Below are 21166 nucleotides of genomic sequence, written 5' to 3' on the forward strand. Positions count from 1 at the left end.
GGCGTGCCCATCACGATTCACTTGTGCATGGCTGAATCCTCTTTTTTGTTTGTCAGCAGGTAAGGGGTGATGCAGGTGTCCAGCGTCTGCTGGGTTGGCGTCCGCATCGGGGTGTGATTTGTCGTCCGGTCTGGGCTGCCCGACTTACTGGCTTGCGCCTCCCATATTCCTCCGCTCCGGCTTCCCATTTCTGGGCCCACCCATTGCGGGGCAAACACATCACACTCCGATACAGCCTGCGCTTCGGCACGCAGGTGACCGGGCAGTTAGCGACAGGCTGTCGTGGCGCTGGTTGATTCTGATTAGCCGACCAGATCAAAAGAGTCAGCCCGGCGCGTCATTCTCAGTTCGCCGCCTCGTCGCTCACTGGGGCGGCGATCACGTCGAGCCATCCCGCTGTCATCAAGACCTTGCATCGTCATCACTGCGATGAGCAGCAAGCACAGCGGGGTGATGATCTGTCGCCGCATAGCTTCGGCGACCATCGCGCCTTGGCGGTGAACGCCTAGCTTGTACATGGCGCAGGCCAGTCGCTTAACCACGGTGCCCGGCGCAATGTCGAACGCCCTGGCTATCTCTTTGGCGGTCAGTCCCTGGGCAACTGACAGCACGAATTGCAGTTCCCGTGGCGCAAGGCCTCGGCCGAGGTGGCCCTTCCATGCACCGTCTACGATTGTCGATTCCATGATGTTTACTCGGTTGTTTTCCCGATGCACCCGGTTGCCCAGGTGCAGCAGTGAAAGTGTCCGTTTCTAAAGAGCTCTCATTGCTGAGCCAGTCGGTCCCCGTGAGGGGGCTGGGGTCAGGATTCCCCCTGGCCGTGGTAGCCGGTGAGTCTCCGGCTTGTTGCCGGTGTGATTCGGCGATGAAGCAAACAATACCAATGGCAATATTATTTGTAAATGCCAATGGTAATAATATTTTCAATAGGTATGAAAAAACCCGCACTTGGCGGGTTTCTATATGGGGCAGATGAGAGCTTTCAGGTGTGACGCATGGCGTTAGCTGTTTGCAGGCTGTCCGAAAAGGGCTTCTTGCCAAGCATGCTCGCCAATTATGGCTACTGGACTCCCGGACTCGCGCAGCTCAACGGCTCTCATGATCTTTAAGCCATAGCTGCTATGGCGCCACTGATCGTTCCCAACACTCCCCACCACCAGGTAGTGAGTTTTTTTATTGATCCCGCCACCAATCAACCCTCCACGCTCCTCAATAAGCGCCTGGCAGTCCTTGCGCGGCCCATAGGCCATAACACCCGTGAAGACGAACAAGCGTTCTTGCCAGACTATTTCTGGAATGGGCATGTTGAAGGGGAGGTCGTTCGGAGCAGTAAAGCTGTTCTCGCTGGCTTTGCTCACGGCTTTACCTTGGCAAAGGCTAAGGCCTGAGAAATTTTGCAGCATTGCCAAAAGCTCTCTCGACTCCTCGGCATCCAAGACCCCATCGGAAAGCATATTTGATAGGCGGCGATAGAGGATGTTGACGACAGGGTCTTCTAAGTGCAGAAGATTTTTGGCAATCCACTCTTCAAGAAAAATGGCCTCTTTCAAGGTTACGACACCGTCCGAAACAATTCCGGCTGCCAGGCCTACAAGGGCATCAGCAGAGCGTCTATCAATACGGTCCTCATGGAAAAAGCGACTGTTCTGAAACTCCTGATGTAGGTCCACCATTTAAAGCTCCTTCTTCAATGTTACTAGTTTCGGACTCATTCAGGATTTTGCGAATGTCCGGAGTGAAGGTCACTATCATCTGCGTTTTAGCACATTTGATAGTTACTTCTGAATCCAAGGAAATGCTCAGATCTTCCCCGCGTAGCCCCTGCCATTGGGCCAGATAGCGCAAGGAGCCGAACTTCTCGCGCTTAACTAGAGTTCGATCGCTTCCACCTTTCCAGTTCAAGGGAGGGAGCTCTCCGGCCCGTGTTCGCGAGGCCAAGTCGGGGTTATGGATAGCAAGCTTTCGACCAATCTCCCAGTTCTTTATCAGTCCAGAGTCTGGGCCTTGCCAAGTATCGTGCCAGCTGAGGCGCGACCTTGCCGGCTCAGCATGGGATCGCTGAATTACTCGGCTTGTCTCAATTGATTCGATCAGGGTCATCCAAGGGTCCATCCTGCAGATTTTTGTTACAGCTTCTTCACATCCCAAGCCAAAAGGACGCGGGCGTGGACGTGCATGCGCTCCAGTTGCTCGCCATGCAGGTCAATAGGTCGATAGATTGGGTTGTCAGAAATCATCGACAAGGACTTGCCGGTGATTCGTTGCAAACGCTTGATAAACAGATCGCCGTCGAGCGTGAAAACATAAATGGCATCTGTTTTTATTTCAGTAATCCCGCGATCAATCAGAAGGGACGCACCATCACTGAAGGTGCCTTCCATGCTGTCGCCATCGCCAGTAATGATCGCCAGATTTTCGAGCTTTGAATAATGGACTCCTCGGCGGGCGAGCCAGTCCAAATGCACGGTAATGTCACGGATCACATCAATGTGCCCGTCTGGCGCTGCTATGCCTCGGCCCATGGAAGCGGACACATCCAGACGAGGGATTGTCACGTATCCCTCACTGTCAGGCTTTCTGGCGAAGTCGACAGTTATTACGTTGTCTTCTTTGGCAGCCTGCGGGCCGATAGCTTGGGCGATCTTGATCATTTCTTCGGCAAGACGCTCGCTGAATGCGGAAACATCGACGCCGAGAATTTTCGCAAAGCTTGCAGCCACTGTGGCGTTGAGGGGGTTAATACCGTTTAGGTAATGGCTTACGGAGCTCTGGTTAATTTCCAAAGCATGAGCAAGCTTCTCCTGGGTTAAACCAAGCTCATTTTTCTTCGCGTTAAAGATGGCCTTGAGTCGCTGGCACTCTTCTTTCTTTTCGGGGGGTAGCGGCTTTTTGCTCATGGCCGAATCCTATGCCCATCGGTAATAAAGCATCAAATGCCATTGGCATTTACATTTAAAAATGCCATAGGTAATATCTCTCCATGAAAACCATGGAGAGAACTCCTGTGAAGAGAACCCACATCACCCATTTTGCTCAGGAGTTTGGGCAATGTGAGGCGGCAGCCTTACTCAAAATGACTCAAGGCGCGCTCAGCAAAGCTATACGTCGTGGTCGGGACGTATACGTCACCGAGCACGCGGATGGCTCATACACGGCGGAGGAAGTGCGTTCATTCCCTTCGCAGAATCCTGCAAAAAACAATCCACTTGAAGCTGTTGCCGTCTGAGCAATCAAGAGGACCGGCTTTGCGTGTCTGGCAATTATCCATCCTCCAGAGCCCACCAAACAGCACCTCGGATTAGCTGTTAATCCATCCAGTTGATAAATCGCAGGCAAAAAAAAGCCCGCCGGACAGGGCGAGCTTTTTCACAGCTTTACAACAAACTTCGGGAGCCATTATGAGCGCCACAGAATCTTCACGCAATACCTCTGAAAGCACATTCCAGCCCCGCATAAATCACCAGCGCGCGGCCATGAGTGCTGCACGCTTGGTTCGTTTTCAGTACTCCCGAGAATCGAAAACCCAGCTCAGTCGAGAGTGCCTTGAACATCTGAAAGCATCCCTTGCACCTGGGCAGGAGACTTCTGCATGAGCACGATCATCATGAGCGCTTGCTGGCCATTGCAGGACATGAGCGGCCCTCAAAAGGCTGTTCTGATCTCGCTTGCTGACAATGCCAACGACGAGGGATTTTGCTGGCCTTCGGTCGCTCGTATTTCAGAGCGAACTTGCCTGGCCGAAAGAACAGTTCAAGCTGCGATCAAATGGCTAACTCTTGCTGGCATCTTGTCTGTTCGTGAGCGTATGGGCCGCTCGACTATGTACACCTTGACCCCCGCGTCATATGCACCCCCGCAGAAGCTGCGCCCCGCAGCAGATGCACCACCACCCCCGCAGCTCACGACACAAACCCCCGCAGCAGCCGCACCCAGAACCGTAATAGAACCATCAAGTGAACCGTCACCTCTTGGCGAAGGTGAGAATCCGCCGAAAGTCTCGAAGCCGAAGTGCGACCCTCAAGCCATCGTCGACCTGTTCAACAAGACCCTTCCTGGGTTGCCACAGGTAGCAATGCTCACCAAGGATCGGAAAACCAAGATCGGTGCCCGTTGGAGCGAAAGCGATGTTCATCAGGATCTGGACTTCTGGGCTGATTTCTTCGCATTGGTTTGCGAAAGTGAATTCCTGATGGGGAAAGGGGAGGCTCGTAACGGCGCAAAGCCATTCCGCGCCACGTTTGACTGGCTGATCGCCCCGAGCAACTTCGTGAAGGTTGTGGAGGGTAATTACAATGCGTGATCCCTACAGCGTTGAGGCCGAACACGGCGTGCTGGGTGCGATGTTCCTGCGCCCTGAGCTGATCGACATCCTGAGTGCAGACTTGGCTGTCGATGATTTTTACTACCAAGACAACGCAGCCCTGTATCGCGGCATTCTGGCCTTGCACGCCGAAGGCAAGCCGGCTGATGCCGTAACGGTGGGCGTTTACCTCGGTGAGCTTCCCAGCACCAAGAACGCCACCTGGTATGCTGCTGAAATCACCCGAAACACGCCCAGCGCCGCCAATGCTGCGTCATACGCCATCACCGTGCGTGAGCGCAGCCTAGACCGGGCCATGATCGCGCTTAGCGATCGCATCAACGAGATTGCCCACAGCGACCAGCCAACCGTGGACAAGGTCGCGGCGGTGCAGGCTGAGGCCCAGACCATCGACAGCCAGTCCGCCACATCCGAAGTGGTGATGGCCGAAGACATTCTGGATGACTACATCGAGGTCTTGCAGGCCCGGGCAGATCGTGGGGAGGGCATCGACGGCCTGTCTACCGGCATTCCTGATCTGGACGCCAAGCTTCAAGGGCTCAAGTCTGAGCAGTTGATCATCATCGCTGGGCGCCCGGCGATGGGTAAAACCACCCTGGCCATGAACATCGCCTCCCATGTCGCTATCCGCGAGAGCAAGAGCGCGATGGTGTTCAGTCTGGAAATGAACAAAACCGGCCTGATGGATCGCTTTATGGCGTCCGAAGGGCGTATCCCACTGCAATTGATCAAGAACGGTACGGCCCCTCAGTCTCACGGCTCCGAATTGATGAGCGCTGCTGGCAAGCTCAAACACTCCAAATTATCCATTTCTGATCGGGCCTCGATGACGATCAATCGGATTCGTTCGGCTGCCCGGCGCCATAAGCGACGCCACGGTCTGGATTTGATCGTGATCGATTACCTGCAACTGATGGACTCTGATTCGCGCACCTTCAGCCGGGAGCAAGAAGTCAGTCACATGACCCGCAGCGCCAAGCTGATGGCTCGTGAGCTGGGTATCCCGGTGATCCTGCTCAGCCAGCTTTCGCGCAAATGCGAAGAGCGCCCGAACAAGCGCCCATTGTGCTCGGATCTTCGGGAGTCAGGTGCAATCGAGCAAGACGCCGACATCATCCTATTCGTGTACCGCGACGAGGTTTACCACGAACACAGCGAAGCCAAAGGTATCGCAGAAATCATCATCGGCAAGGGTCGGGACATTGAGACCGGCACCGTTCGTACGGCCTTTCTGGGCCAGTACAGCCGATTCGAACAACTGGCGGCGGGCTGGGTCGCGCCACCGAAAGCCGAGAAGGTCACCAGCTTGGCCAGCCATTATCGACAAAAGGAAAAATTCTGATGAGCGCACTCGAAAGGCAGGTGTCCGGCGAGCACTACAAGTCTCTGAAAATTCAACCCATCGAGTTCATTCACGCCAATGGCATCCCGTTTGCTGAGGGTAGTGTCATCAAGTACGTGACGCGGTGGCGTGACAAGGGTGGCATTGCCGATCTGGAGAAGGCGAAGCACTTTCTGGAAATCTTGATCGAGCTTGAACGCAAAGTGGTGATCGAATGAGCCAATCAACCACCGAAAAGCGCGCGCCGAACACCCACATCAAAACCCTGACCGTGAAGCTGTCCGACGCGGAGATTGGCCGCAATGCCAAGCTTGAGCATGTGCGCGACCTGCGGGATGCTGGTCACCCGGCGCTGCACTTTCGCTTCTACAAGAACCGCACCCGTGGCTCCTGGTACTTGGTCAACAAGCGCCGCTGGCATCGCATAGGTGCGTTTCCTGCATTGAGCGCCAAGCAGGTACTGGCCGCGCTGCCTGCCGTGCGACTGCGAGTGTCGGCTGATAAGGGCTCAACCATTTCACAATGGACCAGCACAGGCGAGCTGCTTAGCTGGTACGCCGATCGCATGGCTCGCGACCGCAGCCTGTCGGCCAAGCGCAAGAACACCGGCGCCTCGGCCATGAAGTGCCACCTGCTGCCGCGCCTGGGTGACTTGCCGCTGGTTGAGGTCAACAAGGCAGCGCTCGATACCCTGTTCATGTGGCCCCTTCAGGAAGTCCTTTCAATCGATTACGTGCGTCTGGCGTTCCAGCTGCTGGCCCTTGCATTTCGTCAGGCGTTGAAGTTGGGCCTGATCACGTCCAATCCAATGGCTGGCATTAAGTTCAGTGACTTCTCCAAGGCCAAGGTCGGGATCAAGCCGTCGCGCCTGCGCGGTGTGCAGTTGCAAGACCTGCTGAGCGAACTTGGGCAGGCCATGGTGAACGATCCTGCTGACGCCATGCTGGCCCTGATGATGCTGTGCCACGGCACGCGAATAGGGGAGACCCGGCAAGCGCGCTGGCCGCATATCAGCCTGGCCGAACGCGAGTGGTTCATTCCAGCCGAGCACACCAAGACCGGCGTGGAGCATCACCTGCCACTGACTGACCAGGTACGTGGCCTGTTGATCCAGTACCGCGAAACCCAAACCACCCGAGGCTATGACGGCCAGTACCTGTTCCCGGCGCGCAATGGCAAAGCGCTGAGCGAAGGGCAGGCCAGTGCCGTGTTCACCCGGTTGGGCAAGGGCGACTGGACCAGCCATGACCTGCGCAAAGTGGCCCGTACCGGTTGGGCAGACCTCGGCATCGACCATCTGATCGGTGAGCTGCTGATCAACCACGCGATGGGCCACAACGTGAAGGTGTACATCCAGTCGGACGTGATGAGCCGCAAGCGTGATGCGCTGGAGAAGTGGCACGGCCATCTAGACCAGAAGGGTTTCGACCTGATCCACGGGCAGACAGGCGTTAGATTCGGAGAATCCGGTAATAGGCTGGAAGCCGCTAACGGCAAGGCTTGCAGCGCTATTCAGAAAACAACCATGGGCGAGGATTAAAAATGGCCACCGCAGCTGCTGAGTTGACTGATCAAGAAGCCAAGGTTGCTCAGATGCTGGGGGATGCTTGGAATGAATACTTGAAGCTGCCCATCGAACACCCGATGGAACAGAAAGAGTTCTGCAGCGCTATTCATGCCTGCCAGAACATGGTGTTGGCCAGATGTGGTGTGCGGGCTTTGAAGTCCACCCAGTCAGTAGCGTTGGAGATCAAGTGATGGGTATGTACAAAGACGTAATGGGCACCCTGGTGCGTGTGCTTGCGGCAGACAACATCGATAACTCCACCAAGCAGAGCTGGCAGAAACTGATCGATGCCGAGTTGCGCTCGGGTGGGCAGGGCGCCGGCATCTCGGTGCGAGACAAGTTCGACTATGACTGCTGTCTGTATGCGCTGCTGCACCGTGAGCTGGCCCCGGCCCAGTGGAACGTGCTGGTGGCGAAGTACTCGACGCACAAGGCCAACAAGGTTGGGGCCATCGGGCGCCTTGTCCCACGCATTGCATCTCCAGCACCACAACTGTTCATTTACAAGGCTGTGACTGTATGGGCAATTCCCAAGCTGCGAGGGGTGCAGGACAGGAAGCGATCCACGGATATGATCGTGCTGCCTGCTGAGTTCTACGACATGAACACCTGGGATCCAGAGGCATCACCTGAGCGCACACGGAATCGATGGCGCTCAGGTATTCATCAGCGGCTTGAGTCCCTTGAGGAGGCGGCAGTGATACACGCCACAGAGATCTTCGACCGAGAAGAAATCTTTCTTGATGCTGCTTGACTGGCTGGCCGACTGGCCGTAAATTAGCCCCATCATGTCGATCTTGCGTGTGGTGATCCTCAATAGCCCGCTGCGACATAGACCAAACATTCAGAGCCCCGCCATCGTGCGGGGCTTTTTCGTTTCTAGCTCCCAGCTCGGGAGGACATCGGATGCCTCATATGCCTGATAAGCCGGACACCTGGGTGATCGCGCTCGCGTGGCTGAGTCAGCACTCCCCGACGATCTATGCAGCCACGCTGTCCTTTGTGATGGCTGCGCTACGGATCATCTACGGTGGCGGAACTCGGCGTCAGGCGATGCTCGAAGCAACTATCTGCATGTTACTCACCACGAGCTTGATTGCGGTGCTGGAGTACTTCGGCTTGCCATCAAGCCTGGCTACACCGGCAGGCATTTGGATTGGCTTCTTGGGTGTGAAGAAGATCGCTGACCTGGCTGATCGCTTCGCTGACTTCAAGCTGCCAAAGCGGTCCGAGTGATGGCCTGCAACGGATGCGCCGCCCGGCGCGAACAGCTCAACAAGTGGAAGGCCATTGCATATGAACGAGCAAAAGAACTCTTTAAGCGTGGTGACGATCCTGCCGTCGCCGAGCCAGATCCCGGGCAGCATCCAGATGGCTCAGGGCACGAAGGTGATGCTGAGTGATGGTAGTGAGCTGGCCCGAGTGCATTCGGTTGAACTGAAGGCCGAAGCAGGTGGTGCGTGGAAGGCAATCATCACCGTGCTGCCTGAGATCATCCAGCCAGTGAATGCCGAGGCTGAGATTGTGGTGGTAGATATCACTGACATGAAGGCGCAGTCGCGTACTTACGCAAGGGTAGAGGAATGAGCGAGCAGCAGAGCTCCTTGGCTGACCTGCTAAGCCAGGTGCTGGCCGAACAGATCAAGCAGACAGCAATCCTCGAACGGATGGCGGACCAACAGACCCAGCTGTTTGAAGCATTGGGTGAGGATGAGCCAGAAGACCCAGACGCTGCGCCTCGCACGTACATGGATGGAAGCAGGGTGACCTGATGGCACTCAAGCCCATGAAGCCTTGTGCTGCTCCTGCGTGTGGTGCCTTGGTACGTGGTGTGAGGTACTGCCCTAAGCATGATCACCTGATCAAGGTAGTCACTCGACAACACGACGAGAGGCGCGAGAGCAGCACTCAGCGCGGTTACAGCTATAAGTGGCAGCAAGCTCGCAAAGGGTTCCTCGCCAAGCATCCACTATGTGCGGAGTGTGAGCGCCAAGGCCGGATCACTGCAGCTACTGACCTCGACCACATCATCCCGCACAAGGGTGACAAGGACGCTTTCTGGACGCGTTCTAACTGGCAGGCTCTGTGTCACCCGTGCCATAGCCGCAAGACGGCCACAGAGGATGGCGGATGGGGCAATACCATCAAAAAAGACGCTGGAATCGCTTAAAAATGGATCTAAATGAGAATAAATATCAGCATATTTTGATATTTTCGTTGAAATTCATTCAAATGCGAATAAATACCATTTAAAAATAACAAATTCCTCTTGAAAAATCTCAAATGATAGAAATTCTCATTCATTTGGGAGGGGGAGGGTCGAAAGTCTGGAGACAATTTCTTCTAGACCGCGCCCAAAAGTCTTTTTACGTTTCTCCAAAATACAGGTTTCAGAAAAATGGCCCGACCGAGGACGCCGACCAACGTGCTCGACGCTCGTGGGTCGTTCAAAAAACACCCAGAACGCAAGCGCCAAGATGCCGAAGCATCAGGGCCGCTCGCCGCTGCGCCGGATCACATCAATGGCGCAGTGCTTCATGCCTGGAATGAGATTGTCGACAGTGCGCCGCTTGACGTACTGACCAACTCAGACCGCATCAGTCTCGAGATTGCTGCCAACCTTTTGGCTCAGTTTCGCAATGACCCTATTGAATTCACTGCCGCCAAACTGGTTCGCCTTGAGGCGCTGCTCGGTAAGTTCGGCATGACGCCGGCTGATCGGGCGAAGGTCGGGGGTAAGAAAGAGGCGCCGAAGGGAAATCCTTTTGCTGATCTGTAATGGCCGCGCCCAAATATCCACTGGTAAAAGCTGCTGAGACATACGCTCGACGCGTTGCGGCAGGGAAGATCCCGTGCTGCAAATGGATCAAGCTTGCTTGCAAGCGTCACCTTGATGATCTGAAAGCCTCCAAAGCTGCTGATTACCCGTACAAGTTTGATCCCGCGAAGGCGGAGAAGATCGCCAAGTTCCTTCAACTGCTGCCGCACACCAAGGGTAAGTGGGCCAGCAAGCGAGAGCTGATCAAGCTGGAAGGCTGGCAACTGTTTTCGGTGTGCATTCCGTTCGGCTGGTTGCGCAAGAAGGACAACACCCGACGCTTTCGAACCATCGTGATCTTCGTGCCGCGTAAGAACGGTAAGTCGATCATCGGCGGTGGTGTGGGTGCCTACATGTTTGTTGCTGACGGTGAGTTTGGTGCCGAGGTCTACAGCGGAGCGACCACCGAGAAGCAAGCGTGGGAAGTGTTCCGTCCGGCCAAGCTGATGATCGAGCGCACCCCAGAGCTACGCGATCACTACGGCGTCGAGGTGAATGCCTCGAACATGTGCCGCCTTGAAGATGGCAGTCGTTTCGAGCCGGTGATTGGCAAGCCTGGTGATGGCTCAAGTCCATCCTGCGCCATCGTCGATGAGTATCACGAGCACCAAGATTCAACCCTGTTCGACACCATGGAAACCGGTATGGGGGCGCGGGAGCAGCCGGTGATTTTGGTCATCACCACGGCGGGCTCAAGCATCGGCGGGCCATGTCACCAGTTAGTCCGTGATGCCGAGCGGATGCTTGAGGGTGTGATTGATCGGCCTGACCTCTGGGCGATGCTTTATACGATTGATCCAGGAGATGACTGGACTTCGGAAGAGGCGCTGATCAAGGCTAATCCGAACCACGGCATATCCATCAACGGTGACTTCTTGCTGGCACGTCAGCGCGATGCCATGCAGTCAGCCAGCAAGCAGGCAACGTTTCGTACGAAGCACCTCAACGAATGGGTCGGCGCCAAGAACGCGTGGCTGAACATGCTGCGCTGGAAGGAGGCTCCACCCCGCAAGAGCTTGCAGGAGCTCGAAGGTCGCCGCTGCATTATCGGCCTCGACTTGGCCAGCAAGATCGATATCGCGGGTAACATCCTGTTGTTTCCGCCTGTCGATGGTGATCCGTTCTGGCATGTACATGGGCGCTACTACTTGCCCGAAGCGCGAGTGATCGAGGAGCTGGATGGCAACACCAGCCGGTACCGAGAGTTCGATGCGCTCGGTTTGCTAACCCTGACTGACGGAGAGGTGATCGACTTCGAAGTGATCAAGGATGACCTGCGTGAATTCGCCGGACGCTTTGACATCGAGGCCGTTGCCTATGACCCATGGCAGGCTACCCAGCTTGCACAGGAAATGGTGGCAGAGGGTTTGCCGATGGTGGAGATCCGTCAGACCGTGCAGAACATCAGCGAGCCCATGAAAGAGCTGGAGGCGCTGACCTTGCGCCGCCTGCTGGCTCACGGTGATTGCCCAATCCTGACTTGGATGGCGAGCAACGTCTTAGCCAAGCTGGACGTGAAAGACAACATCTACCCGAACAAAGAGCGCCCCGAGAACAAGATCGACGGGATTGTGGCGCTGATCATGTCGCTCAGCCGGGCCATCGCGAATGCGGAGGCTCAAGGTTCTGTCGACGACTTCCTCTCTAGACCGATGAGTATGTAATGGCAGATACCGACTACAGCATTGACCTGCGCACCCGGAGCCCGTTCTGGGCGCGCATGGCGAGCTTCTTTGTCGGAGGCCGCCTTGTAACACCGGAAAAAGGTTCGCAAACGGGGCCTGTTTCAGCCTCTGGTGCGGTGGGAGACTCAACCATCAATGATGAGCGGTCGCTCCAGATATCCACAGTTTTTGCTTGTGTTCGGCTGATATCGAGCGTGACAGCTTGCTTGCCTCTGGACGTATTCGAAACGAAGGGCGATGACCGGTCCAAGGTTGGACTAGATAATCCATTGGCTCGTCTGCTTCGCTACAGTCCGAACCAGTTCATGACGGCCTTTGATTTCCGTGTCGCCATGACTATGCAGCTTTGCTACTACGGTAACGCTTATGCGCTGATCGAGCGAAACAGTGTTGGCGACATCGTCAGCCTTGTTCCATTACTGTCGGTGAATATGGATGTTCGGCTTGAAGGGAAGCGGGTTGTCTACCGGTACCGTCGCGATAGCGAGTATGCCGACTTCAAGCAGACGGAAATTTTTCACCTTAAGGGCTTTGGTTTTAATGGGCTTGTGGGGCTGTCGCCAATTGCCTTCGGCGCCAAGACGGCCGGTGTAGCAGTCGCAATGGAGGATCAGCAACGTGATTTCTATGCCAACGGCGCCAAGTCCCCCCAAATATTGATGACCGGAGATGGAAAGGTTCTGAATAAAGAGCAGCGTGCCCAGCTAGAGGAAAACTTTAAGGAGATCTCTGGTGGCGCGGTGCGCAAGCGTCTGTGGATCTTGGAAGGTGGTTTCACCACCCAGGCCATTGGCGTTAGCCCGCAGGACGCCGAGACCATGGCGGCCCGAAAGTTTCAGGTCAGTGAGCTGGCTAGATTTTTCGGAGTGCCGCCACACTTGGTTGGCGACGTTGAGAAGTCCACCAGTTGGGGCTCCGGCATCGAGCAGCAGAACCTCGGGTTCTTGCAGTACACCCTCGACCCATACCTTGAAATCTGGGAAACCAGCATTTTGCGCTGGCTCGTCAAGCCATCAGATGTTGGCCGCATTCATGCCGAGCACAACAGGGCTGGGCTGCTGAGCGGTGACTCGACAGCGCGAGCTAACTATATGAAGACGCAGGTTGATACGGGTCTTCTGACTATCAATGAAGGGCGCCGTATTGATAACCGGCCACCACTCCCCGGCGGTGATGTCGCAACCCGGCAGTCTCAGAACGTGCCGCTTACCCAACTTGGCCAACCGAACCCCGCACCTAGCGGGGTTTAGTTTTTCTGGAGCTACCCAATGTCAAACATTCAAAAGACCTTGGCCTTCGCCGAGGCTGAAATCAAATTCGACTCCGGTGGAAAGATTGGGGTTTTTGAGGGATATGCCAGCGTTTTTGATGTGGTCGATTCGGATGGCGACATCATTCTACCAGGGGCCTTCAAGAAAGCCTTGAGCACGCAGAGCCGGCAGGTCGGCATGTTCTTCAACCATCAGACCTTCGGTTTGCCGGTGGGGAAGTGGCAGTCGCTTGAAGAGGACAGCAAAGGCTTGATCGTTCGGGGCGAGCTGACCCCCGGTCTTTCTGTTTCGAACGATCTTCGCGCCGCGATGGAGCACAAGACTGTCGAGGGCATGTCTGTCGGTTTCACCGTTATGAAAGACGATTTCGACATGATCGCCACCGGGCGTGCATTCAAAAATGTCGCCGCCCTCCGTGAGATCAGCATCTGCACCTTCCCTGCCAACGAGCACGCGACCATTGAGTCCATGAAGAGCATGGAGTCGATCACCACTATTCGCGACGTAGAGCACTGGCTGAGGGATTCAGCTGGCCTTACGAAATCGCAAGCGCTGGGCATTATCGCCCGGATCAAGTCCGCAGTTCGGAGTGACTCCGAAGGTGGCGAAATCACCGCGATCCTTGATCGCCTCAAGTCCTTCCCATCTGTAGGAAAATAAACCATGTCCGAATTGGCCCTGATCCAAAAGGCTATTGAAGAATCGCAAAAGAACATGACTGAACTGTTCGATGCGCAGAAAAAAGAAATCACCGAGACTGGTGCGGTTAGCAAAAAACTGCAGTCCGATCTCCAGACCGTCCAGGAAGAACTGACCAAGTCCGGTACTCGCTTGTTCGATCTGGAACAAAAGCTTGCAGCTGGCAATCTGGACAACCCTGAAACGAAGAAGTCCTTCGCAGAGCAAACGGCGATCGATCTTCAAAAGTCCTGGGACGGAAAGTCCTCGGGCAAGGTTGATGTGAAGAGCTTTAATAAACAACTCGGCAGCACCGCGGGCTCCGCCGGCGCCTTGATCGAGCCCCAACGTAACGCCGGAATTCTGATGCCTGGCCTGCGCCGACTAACCATCCGCGATCTGCTTGCCCAAGGGCGTATCTCGTCCAACTCCCTGGAGTACGTTCGCGAGAACGTTTTCACCAACAGCGCTGCTCCAGTTGCCGAAGGTACTCTGAAACCTGAGTCGAACCTGACTTTCACCAAAGAGACGGCGAACGTCAAAACCATCGCTCACTGGATCCAAGCGTCCCGCCAAGTGATGGATGACGCTCCAATGCTGGAGTCGTACGTTAACAACCGCTTGCTCTTCGGCTTGTCTCTGGTTGAAGAAGGCCAGCTTCTCAATGGCGACGGCACGGGTGACAACCTGGTGGGCTTGAACGAGGTCGGCACTGCTTACGACGCCGCGCTGAACGTCACCGGTGACACTCGCGCTGACAAGATCGCACACGCAATTTTCCAGACCAGCGAGTCCGAATTTGAAGCCTCCGGCATCATCCTGAATCCGCGCGACTGGCACGCAATTGCCCTGCTGAAAGACGCTGATGGCCGCTACATCTTCGGCGGGCCTGCGGCATTCGCGGCCAAAGTCATGTGGGGCTTGCCGGTGGTGGCCACCAAAGCCCAAGCGCTGGGCACGTTCACCGTTGGCGGCTTCGACCTGGCTTCCCAGGTGTGGGACCGAATGGATGCGACTGTTGAGGTCAGCCGAGAAGACCGCGACAACTTCGTCAAGAACATGGTAACCATCCTGTGTGAAGAGCGCCTGGCTCTGGCTCACTACCGTCCGACCGCCATCATCACCGGTCCTTTCGCAACCGCACCATAACCGAGGCCGGGGCAGGCAACTGCCCCGATTGCGTCATGATCAAGATTCGTGCGTTGCGCCAGTTTTCGCATTACCACGCCGGCAACTTCATTCAGTTCGAGGTTCGTGAAGTAAAAGATGAATATGCCGAAGCATTGATCGGGATGGAGTTGGCTGAAGAGGTTGAGGATGAGCAGTCTGATGCTAAAGCCCTGACGACCGCTAAGGCATCCAAGGCAAAAAAATGACCATCCCTGTCACCGATCTTCTGACGCTTGAGTTGATGCGCAAGCATTTGCGTGTCGACGATGACGGTGATGACGACTTGATCGAACTCTATGCCGAGTCGGCTCTAGCCTGGGCGTTATGGTATTGCGACAACCCAGAGCTGAAGGTCGTGTCCGACTTCCCTGCATCCTTCAAGGCGGCATTGCTTCTACTGCTCGGGCACTCCTACAACAGCCGTGAGGCGGTAGTGGTAGGGACCATTGCTGCTGAGCTACCACTGGCTGTCGACTCACTGCTCTGGTCATCGCGTAACTTTCGTGGCCCGCCAGATCCTGAGGAGGCCGCATGAAAGCTGGCGATCTACGTCACCGAATTACCATTCAGCACCCCGATTACACGCAAGACCCCGTTACTGGCGAAATGACCCCGTCTTGGGTTGAGCTCGCCAAGACTTGGGCGAGCGTTGAGCCCCTGTCCACGCGGGAGTTCATTGCTGCTGCCGCGAACCAATCGAAGGTGTCGGCACGAATCGTCATCCGGTATCGGGCTGGTATCGATGCAACGATGCGCATCCTTCATCGCGACAAGGTCTACAACATCGAGGGCGTCCTGGCCGACAAGGTCAGTGGTCTGGAGTATCTGACGCTGCCCTGCAGCGAAGGGGTTAACAGTGGCTGATATTGAATTCAGCTTGACCGGCCTGGACTCTCTCCTTGGGAAGCTTGAAGCAGTCGCGTACGACGTGAAGCGTAAAGGTGGTCGTTCGGCTTTGCGCAAGGCTGCGCAGGTCGTGGCCAACAAGGCAAAGGAGGGCGCTGAAAGGCTCGATGACTCTGCCACTGGCCGCTCGATCTCCAGCAACATTGCTCTTCGCTGGAACGGGAAACTGTTCAAGCAAAACGGGAGTCTTGGGTTTCGTATTGGGGTTTTGCACGGCGCCGTTCTGGCCAAAAAGGGAGAAGCCCCCGATCTGTCAGCCAATGGCCCAACACCACACTGGCGTTTGCTGGAGTTCGGTACGGAAAAGATGGCTGCCAGTCCATTCATGCGGAAGGCTCTGGCCGACAACATTGGCGAAGTCACAAACACATTCGTGGCTGAGTATGAAAAGGCCATCGACCGGGCAATCAAGCGTGCAGCGAGGGCGGCACAATGAAATACCCGCCCATTTTTCAGGTTGCTGCTGCCGACCTAGCAGTGACTGCGCTGCTGGGAGTCAGGCCGGTGAGGTTGTATTTGTTCGGGCTTGCCCCGCCAAAGCCTGCTGGCACGTACTGCGTGTGGCAGGTCATCAGCGGGTCACCTGAGAACTTCTTGGCCGGGCGTCCTGACGCCGAGGCATACAGCTTGCAGCTCGACATCTATGCAGCCTCGGCAGATGAAGCTCGCGCAGCAGGTCATGCAATCGAATATGCGGTTGAGCTATCGGCCACGATCACCAGTTACAACGGGGAAAGCCGGGATGTCGAAACCGGACTGTATCGCTACAGCTTCGATGTGGACTGGATCGTCCAGCGCTGAATCACACCAAAACCAAGCCCGCCATGTGCGGGTTTTTTTGTACCCGACATTTGGAGATCGATATGTCGATTCTTGCTCAAGGCACGCAGGTGTATGTACTCGTACCCTCCGTTGCCGATCCTTCAACTCTCGAAGTGCTTGAGATTGAGTGCGCGACCGCTTTCAGTCCGGGCGGTAACCCAGCTGATCAGATTGAAGTTACCTGTCTAAGCGACAAGGTCCGGCGTTATATGCGTGGGTTGCGTACTCCTGGCCAAGCGTCTTTGACTCTCAACGCCGATCCGCGCAACGCGTCCCACGTTCGTCTGTATCAGCTCTCGGAAGACGACAGCATCGAGAACGTATCTTGGGCGGTGGGCTGGTCGGATGGCACGAATATTCCGCCAACCTTGAATGTGGCCGGCGATGACTTCGAGCTGCCTGCAACGCGAACCTGGTTCATTTACGACGGCTATGTCGCGGACTTCCCATTCGACTTCGCCGCCAACACTGTCGTCACCACTGCAGCCACCATCCAGCGTTCGGGCGGTTCTGCCTGGATTCGCAAGACCACCACTCCTTAAGGTACGACCATGAAGCTGACTATCAACGGCTTGAAAGAAATGGGCGCCTTCACAGGGCGTCCGGTTGAGCGAGAAATCAAGTGGCTCCAAAGCGGCAAAGAGTTGGTAGCTACTGTTTTCGTTCGCCCTCTGGGTTATCGCACGGCAGTCAATGACGTGCTCTCTGCTACTGGCAAGCTGGAAAGCTATGCCGGGCGTATTGCGGCGAGCATTTGTGATGAGGTTGGCCAGCCAGTATTTACCGTAGACGACATCACTGGTGACGCCGATCCAGAGCGCGGTGCCTTGGATGGCAATCTTACCGTGGCGTTGATGGTGGTTATCGCCGAGGTGAATAGCATGGGAAAGACGATGAGCTCACCGACACCGACGAGCTCTGGCACGAACTTGCCATCACTCTTGGAGCCACAATAGCGGAGGCCAAGGAAAGACTGAGCCTTATCGAGTTCCGGCAGTGGGTGAAGTACCGCAACCTTCGAGGCTCTCTGAATGTCGGAATGAGGGTTGAGAGAGGGGCAGCGCTTCTCGCCACGCTGTATGCGAACGCTCACACCAAGGATGGCGGTTACAAGATTTATGACTTCATGCCGCACGATGCTGAGAGGGCGGTAACCCTGGAGCAGGCGATGGAGTCGTGGGCGTGATCCACTACTCATAACTATTTTGTTTGGTATGCTCTCCGGAAATTAACGTGAGGGAATACAGCATGCGAAAGTTTGTTTTTTTGTTCGCCGGATCTTTGCTTCTTGCAGGGTGCGGCGACCCAAAATTAGATGGTAGCTCGGAAGAAGCGATGAAAAAGTCTGTTCAGAAAATTTCTGAGAGTCTTTCAAGCGAAAAGAAAGCCCAGTTTGAATCTGGCTTAGAGCTTGTTATTATTAGCAACGTTGATTTTAAGTCGGTATTGAATGGCGATAAGTCAGCTGCTGATCTTACCGGAGCCATGCTATCTGATCTGAATGGGAAAACCGCCGAGCAAGTGATAGCCACTGCTGACCTTATAAGGATAGAGCGCGAGCGAAAGGAGCGCGAGCAAGCTGTTTTGGAAATTGAAGAGTTAAAGAAAAAGGAAATATCTTCAGAAAAAGCAAAGCAGGAATTGCAGAATTTTAGCGTATCTAAATCGCGATTTTATCTGGAAGAGGAAGAGTATTCTTTTCGTCCAAAACCAGTTATCGCAATCACGGTAAAAAATGGAACCCAAAGCGCGGTTTCACGAGCTTATTTCAAGGGTACGGTTTCTTCTCCTGGTCGCTCTATCCCTTGGATAGTTGAAGACTTCAACTATGAAATAAGAGGCGGATTAGAGCCGGGAGAACAGCAGTCATGGAACTTGCTGCCAAATCAATTTGGAGAATGGGGAAAAGTAAATCCTCCAAAAGATGCTGTTTTTACAGTGGAGGTTGTACGTCTTGATGGTGCTGATAAGAATGCTCTGTTCGACTCTGATGGACTTAGTGTTTCGGAGAAGGCACGACTTGAGCATCTGACGAAAAAATACCAGTAAGTTTTATTAGTCAAAACCCGCACTGGCGGGTTTTTTTACGCCCGGAGAAAATGAATGGCCTCGAAATCACTGGGCATGCTTACCCTTGACCTCGTTGCCAAAATTGGCTCGTTCACCGGCCCCTTAGACAGAGCAAGCCAGGAAGCGAAAAAGCGAAACGCTGAGATCGCCAAGTCGTTTAGTAGCTTGGCAAAAGGCGTAGGCGTCGCTATTGGTAGCATCCCGGCAGTCCTGACGGCCATGGTGGTGTCGTCGTCTAATGCCGCTAAGGAAATTTCTAATCAGGCTGCTCTGGCGGGCCTGGGAACCACCGAGTTTCAGAAGTATGCCGCTGGTGCGCGAACAGTTGGTGTCGAGCAGGACAAGCTGACAGATATCTTGAAAGACACCAACGACAAGCTTGGTGATTTTGCGAACACAGGTGGCGGTGCGCTTCTAGACTTTTTCACCAACATTGCCCCGAAGGTCGGCCTCACTGCGGACAGCTTTAAAAAGTTAAACAGCAAAGAAGCTCTGGCGCTTTATGTAACGAGCCTAGAAAAGGCGAACGTTAGCCAGCAAGAAATGACGTTCTACATGGAAGCGATCGCAAGCGACTCCACTGCACTTGTCCCGCTTCTGCGTAACGGCGGGAAGGCTTTTGATGAGCTGGGGCAGGCGGCGATGGATGCCGGTGTCGTCATGGATGAGACGACTATCGCTGCGGCAAAGCAGTTCGGGATAGAGCTTTCTGGGCTTGGGCAATATATATCTTCGGCTCAGACTATCCTTGCCGCCGAATTCCTTCCTGTATTGGCTCAATTCACCAAGGATATGAATACCTCCGCGAAGGAGGCTGGTGGACTCAAGGGGGTTGTTGGCGATCTAGGCGACAAGATTGTCGAGGTGTCTGCTTTTGTTGCTAACGCTGGCGATGGCGTAATACGCGCCTTCAAGATCGTCGCCGAAACGTTAGTTGGAATGTTTTCTACTGCGGCCGGCCGCACTCTGAATTTAGCCTCGCAGGTTAATGGAGCCTTGGGTGCACTATCTTTCGGTGAGGCCTCAAAAGAGTTTAAGGCGACATCAGCGCAGCTTGCGGCGGATGCGAAAATCCAATTTGGAGTTGCTGCTTTAGCGGCCGCGGCCATCAGCGAGAACCTTGAGACGCCTCTAGTAGGTAACCAGTTCAAGGAGTACGTGGCTAACGCCAAGAAAGCTGCTGCGGAGATTGCCAGAACCACTCAGGGAACGACCCCGGGTACTGGCAGCGGGGTTGATCCTACTGCTATCGCAGCGGCAGCGGCAGCTACAAAGAAGGCTACATCTGAAGCCGCGGCCGCCGCGAAGAAGATCCAGGCCGCGTTCGAATCCACTGAGACGGATTACCAGCGTCAGATTGCGCTAATCAACACAACCAGCGATGCGCGAAAAGACGCATCGGAAGTGGCCAAGCTTCAATTCGAGTTCGAGTCTGGAAAGCTTGCGGGCCTAAGTGATCAGCAAAAGGAGCGGCTGAAGGGGTTGGCTGAGGAGCTTGATGCGCGCAAGGAGCTCAAGCAGGCCGCAGAGGATGACAAAGCTGTTTCTGCATTCCAAGGAAGTGTAGATAAGCAACTGACTATCGATCAGCGTGCCTTAGATACGCCGTTTCTAAATGCTTATGATACCGACACAGTAAGAGAGCGAGCATTGGAAATGCTCGGTATTGAGCAGGACTATCAGGATCAAATGGCCGACCTCCTGAAGCAGAGAGATGCCGATGACATAACCCAAGAGGTATACGACAAAGAAACTGATGCGCTCGAGGAGGCACTAGAGAAGCGCAAAAAGATGCAAGAAAAGTATTACGAAAATCTTGACCAGCTTCAGCAAAATGGCACCGCTGGGTTTATCAGCGGCTTTGCCACTCAGGTTGAAGCCAGCATGGACCTTTATGGAAATATGAAGGCCGTAGGTGCTGATACGTTTTCCAGCCTTACCAGCGCCATGACCGAGTGGGCCGAGACAGGAAAGCTCGATGCTCAAGGGTTAGCTGCGAGCTTCATTCAGTCTGTCGGTCATGCGCTGCTCTCCTACGCTGCCGCCCAGGTGGCTATGGCAGGGCTGAGTGCGTTTGCTTCTATGATTGGTATTCCTTTTGTCGGGCCAGTTGTTGCGCCAGGCGCCGCTATTGCAGCTACAGCTGCAGCTGGCGTGATGATGACGGCAGTAGGTTCTGCGCTAGATGGTCAGGCTCACGATGGTATTGATTACGTTCCAGCGGATGGTACCTGGAACCTGAAGAAAGGCGAGAGGGTGACCACGGCTGAAACCAGCGCCAAGCTCGATCGAACTCTTGATCAGGTTTCACGTGGCGGATCACCTGCCGATAAAGGCCTGACCGTAAATCTCATCGAAAACCCAAGCAAAGCCGGTCAGGTTGAGCGCGGGAGAAATGCCGATGGGTCGGAGTCTCTAAACCTTTTCGCTGCGCAGATCCGTGCGGGCGGTAACGAAGCGTCAGATACGTTCGAGTCTGTTTACGGGCTCAAGCGAAGCCCTGGCTAAAAGGTGAT

Annotated in this window: 29 protein-coding genes; 25 read left to right on the top strand and 4 right to left on the bottom strand. The window is 55.0% G+C overall.

Going from position 1 to position 21166, the window contains the following annotated elements; genetic code table 11:
• Positions 1 to 302: 302 nt before the first annotated feature.
• From EQV96_RS21060 to EQV96_RS21075, 4 genes are all read right to left on the bottom strand, one after another.
• Positions 303 to 686 carry a LuxR C-terminal-related transcriptional regulator gene (locus EQV96_RS21060; RefSeq protein ID WP_240882331.1) on the bottom strand — a complete coding sequence of 128 codons (384 nt, stop codon included), beginning with the start codon at positions 684 to 686 and terminating at the stop codon, positions 303 to 305.
• A gap of 315 nt (positions 687 to 1001) precedes the next feature.
• Positions 1002 to 1673 carry a BRCT domain-containing protein gene (locus tag EQV96_RS21065; protein ID WP_240882332.1) on the bottom strand — a complete coding sequence of 224 codons (672 nt, stop codon included), beginning with the start codon at positions 1671 to 1673 and terminating at the stop codon, positions 1002 to 1004.
• Entirely contained in the window at positions 1627 to 2100 is a 474-nt protein-coding gene (locus tag EQV96_RS21070) for a hypothetical protein (protein ID WP_240882333.1), read from the bottom strand. The genes EQV96_RS21065 and EQV96_RS21070 overlap by 47 nt, the downstream gene beginning before the upstream one ends.
• 26 nt (positions 2101 to 2126) lie before the next feature.
• Complete coding sequence (locus tag EQV96_RS21075; protein ID WP_240882334.1) at positions 2127 to 2897, bottom strand: S24 family peptidase; 771 nt, start codon at positions 2895 to 2897, stop codon at positions 2127 to 2129.
• Between the two features lie 83 nt (positions 2898 to 2980).
• Between EQV96_RS21075 and EQV96_RS21080 the strand changes: the two genes are divergently transcribed.
• From EQV96_RS21080 to EQV96_RS21200, 25 genes are all read left to right on the top strand, one after another.
• Positions 2981 to 3226, top strand: a complete 246-nt coding sequence (locus EQV96_RS21080; RefSeq protein WP_240882335.1) for a Cro/CI family transcriptional regulator — start codon at positions 2981 to 2983, stop codon at positions 3224 to 3226.
• Positions 3227 to 3589: 363 nt separating this feature from the next.
• Positions 3590 to 4300: a helix-turn-helix domain-containing protein gene (locus tag EQV96_RS21085; RefSeq protein ID WP_240882336.1), complete on the top strand. Its 711-nt coding sequence runs from the start codon at positions 3590 to 3592 to the stop codon at positions 4298 to 4300.
• The gene (gene dnaB / locus EQV96_RS21090) at positions 4293 to 5663 is read left to right on the top strand and encodes a replicative DNA helicase (RefSeq protein WP_240882337.1); all 1371 of its coding nucleotides are present in this window, start codon (positions 4293 to 4295) and stop codon (positions 5661 to 5663) included. The genes EQV96_RS21085 and dnaB overlap by 8 nt, the downstream gene beginning before the upstream one ends.
• Positions 5663 to 5881 (top strand): DUF3310 domain-containing protein, encoded by a 219-nt coding sequence (locus EQV96_RS21095; RefSeq protein ID WP_240882338.1) that lies wholly within the window; start codon positions 5663 to 5665, stop codon positions 5879 to 5881. The genes dnaB and EQV96_RS21095 overlap by 1 nt, the downstream gene beginning before the upstream one ends.
• Positions 5878 to 7203 carry a site-specific integrase gene (locus EQV96_RS21100; protein ID WP_240882339.1) on the top strand — a complete coding sequence of 442 codons (1326 nt, stop codon included), beginning with the start codon at positions 5878 to 5880 and terminating at the stop codon, positions 7201 to 7203. The genes EQV96_RS21095 and EQV96_RS21100 overlap by 4 nt, the downstream gene beginning before the upstream one ends.
• A 2-nt stretch (positions 7204 to 7205) precedes the next feature.
• A complete protein-coding gene (locus tag EQV96_RS21105; protein ID WP_095023624.1) occupies positions 7206 to 7421 on the top strand; it encodes a hypothetical protein in 216 nt (71 codons plus the stop codon).
• Entirely contained in the window at positions 7421 to 7984 is a 564-nt protein-coding gene (locus tag EQV96_RS21110) for a hypothetical protein (protein WP_240882340.1), read from the top strand. Before EQV96_RS21105 ends, EQV96_RS21110 begins: the two co-directional genes overlap by 1 nt.
• Before the next feature lie 152 nt (positions 7985 to 8136).
• A complete protein-coding gene (locus EQV96_RS21115) occupies positions 8137 to 8466 on the top strand; it encodes a phage holin, lambda family (protein WP_203009081.1) in 330 nt (109 codons plus the stop codon).
• A 60-nt stretch (positions 8467 to 8526) separates the two neighbouring features.
• Positions 8527 to 8817 carry a hypothetical protein gene (locus tag EQV96_RS21120; RefSeq protein WP_240882341.1) on the top strand — a complete coding sequence of 97 codons (291 nt, stop codon included), beginning with the start codon at positions 8527 to 8529 and terminating at the stop codon, positions 8815 to 8817.
• On the top strand, positions 8814 to 9002 hold the full coding sequence (locus tag EQV96_RS21125; protein ID WP_240882342.1) for a hypothetical protein: 189 nt from the start codon (positions 8814 to 8816) through the stop codon (positions 9000 to 9002). Before EQV96_RS21120 ends, EQV96_RS21125 begins: the two co-directional genes overlap by 4 nt.
• Positions 9003 to 9016: 14 nt before the next feature.
• On the top strand, positions 9017 to 9400 hold the full coding sequence (locus tag EQV96_RS21130) for an HNH endonuclease signature motif containing protein (protein WP_240882399.1): 384 nt from the start codon (positions 9017 to 9019) through the stop codon (positions 9398 to 9400).
• Positions 9401 to 9655: 255 nt separating this feature from the next.
• A complete protein-coding gene (locus tag EQV96_RS21135) occupies positions 9656 to 10009 on the top strand; it encodes a hypothetical protein (protein ID WP_240882343.1) in 354 nt (117 codons plus the stop codon).
• The gene (locus EQV96_RS21140) at positions 10009 to 11712 is read left to right on the top strand and encodes a terminase TerL endonuclease subunit (RefSeq protein ID WP_240882344.1); all 1704 of its coding nucleotides are present in this window, start codon (positions 10009 to 10011) and stop codon (positions 11710 to 11712) included. The genes EQV96_RS21135 and EQV96_RS21140 overlap by 1 nt, the downstream gene beginning before the upstream one ends.
• Positions 11712 to 12983 carry a phage portal protein gene (locus tag EQV96_RS21145; RefSeq protein ID WP_240882345.1) on the top strand — a complete coding sequence of 424 codons (1272 nt, stop codon included), beginning with the start codon at positions 11712 to 11714 and terminating at the stop codon, positions 12981 to 12983. The genes EQV96_RS21140 and EQV96_RS21145 overlap by 1 nt, the downstream gene beginning before the upstream one ends.
• 18 nt (positions 12984 to 13001) lie before the next feature.
• Entirely contained in the window at positions 13002 to 13664 is a 663-nt protein-coding gene (locus EQV96_RS21150) for an HK97 family phage prohead protease (RefSeq protein ID WP_240882346.1), read from the top strand.
• A gap of 3 nt (positions 13665 to 13667) precedes the next feature.
• Positions 13668 to 14831 (top strand): phage major capsid protein, encoded by a 1164-nt coding sequence (locus EQV96_RS21155; RefSeq protein ID WP_240882347.1) that lies wholly within the window; start codon positions 13668 to 13670, stop codon positions 14829 to 14831.
• A gap of 35 nt (positions 14832 to 14866) precedes the next feature.
• Positions 14867 to 15058: a hypothetical protein gene (locus EQV96_RS21160; RefSeq protein ID WP_240882348.1), complete on the top strand. Its 192-nt coding sequence runs from the start codon at positions 14867 to 14869 to the stop codon at positions 15056 to 15058.
• Entirely contained in the window at positions 15055 to 15387 is a 333-nt protein-coding gene (locus tag EQV96_RS21165; protein ID WP_240882349.1) for a head-tail connector protein, read from the top strand. Before EQV96_RS21160 ends, EQV96_RS21165 begins: the two co-directional genes overlap by 4 nt.
• On the top strand, positions 15384 to 15716 hold the full coding sequence (locus EQV96_RS21170) for a phage head closure protein (protein WP_240882350.1): 333 nt from the start codon (positions 15384 to 15386) through the stop codon (positions 15714 to 15716). The genes EQV96_RS21165 and EQV96_RS21170 overlap by 4 nt, the downstream gene beginning before the upstream one ends.
• On the top strand, positions 15709 to 16194 hold the full coding sequence (locus tag EQV96_RS21175; protein ID WP_240882351.1) for an HK97-gp10 family putative phage morphogenesis protein: 486 nt from the start codon (positions 15709 to 15711) through the stop codon (positions 16192 to 16194). Before EQV96_RS21170 ends, EQV96_RS21175 begins: the two co-directional genes overlap by 8 nt.
• Positions 16191 to 16559, top strand: coding sequence for a DUF3168 domain-containing protein (locus EQV96_RS21180; protein WP_240882352.1), 369 nt, complete (start codon positions 16191 to 16193; stop codon positions 16557 to 16559). The genes EQV96_RS21175 and EQV96_RS21180 overlap by 4 nt, the downstream gene beginning before the upstream one ends.
• 62 nt (positions 16560 to 16621) lie before the next feature.
• Positions 16622 to 17122 carry a phage tail tube protein gene (locus tag EQV96_RS21185; protein WP_240882353.1) on the top strand — a complete coding sequence of 167 codons (501 nt, stop codon included), beginning with the start codon at positions 16622 to 16624 and terminating at the stop codon, positions 17120 to 17122.
• A 9-nt stretch (positions 17123 to 17131) separates the two neighbouring features.
• Positions 17132 to 17536, top strand: coding sequence for a phage tail assembly chaperone family protein, TAC (locus tag EQV96_RS21190; RefSeq protein WP_240882354.1), 405 nt, complete (start codon positions 17132 to 17134; stop codon positions 17534 to 17536).
• A gap of 292 nt (positions 17537 to 17828) precedes the next feature.
• Complete coding sequence (locus tag EQV96_RS21195) at positions 17829 to 18629, top strand: DUF6694 family lipoprotein (protein ID WP_240882355.1); 801 nt, start codon at positions 17829 to 17831, stop codon at positions 18627 to 18629.
• A 54-nt stretch (positions 18630 to 18683) separates the two neighbouring features.
• Entirely contained in the window at positions 18684 to 21158 is a 2475-nt protein-coding gene (locus EQV96_RS21200; RefSeq protein ID WP_240882356.1) for a phage tail tape measure C-terminal domain-containing protein, read from the top strand.
• Positions 21159 to 21166 lie beyond the last annotated feature (8 nt).

It is taken from the genome of Pseudomonas sp. TMW22080 (assembly GCF_022496745.1).
Taxonomy (GTDB): Bacteria; Pseudomonadota; Gammaproteobacteria; order Pseudomonadales; family Pseudomonadaceae; genus Aquipseudomonas; species Aquipseudomonas bubulae.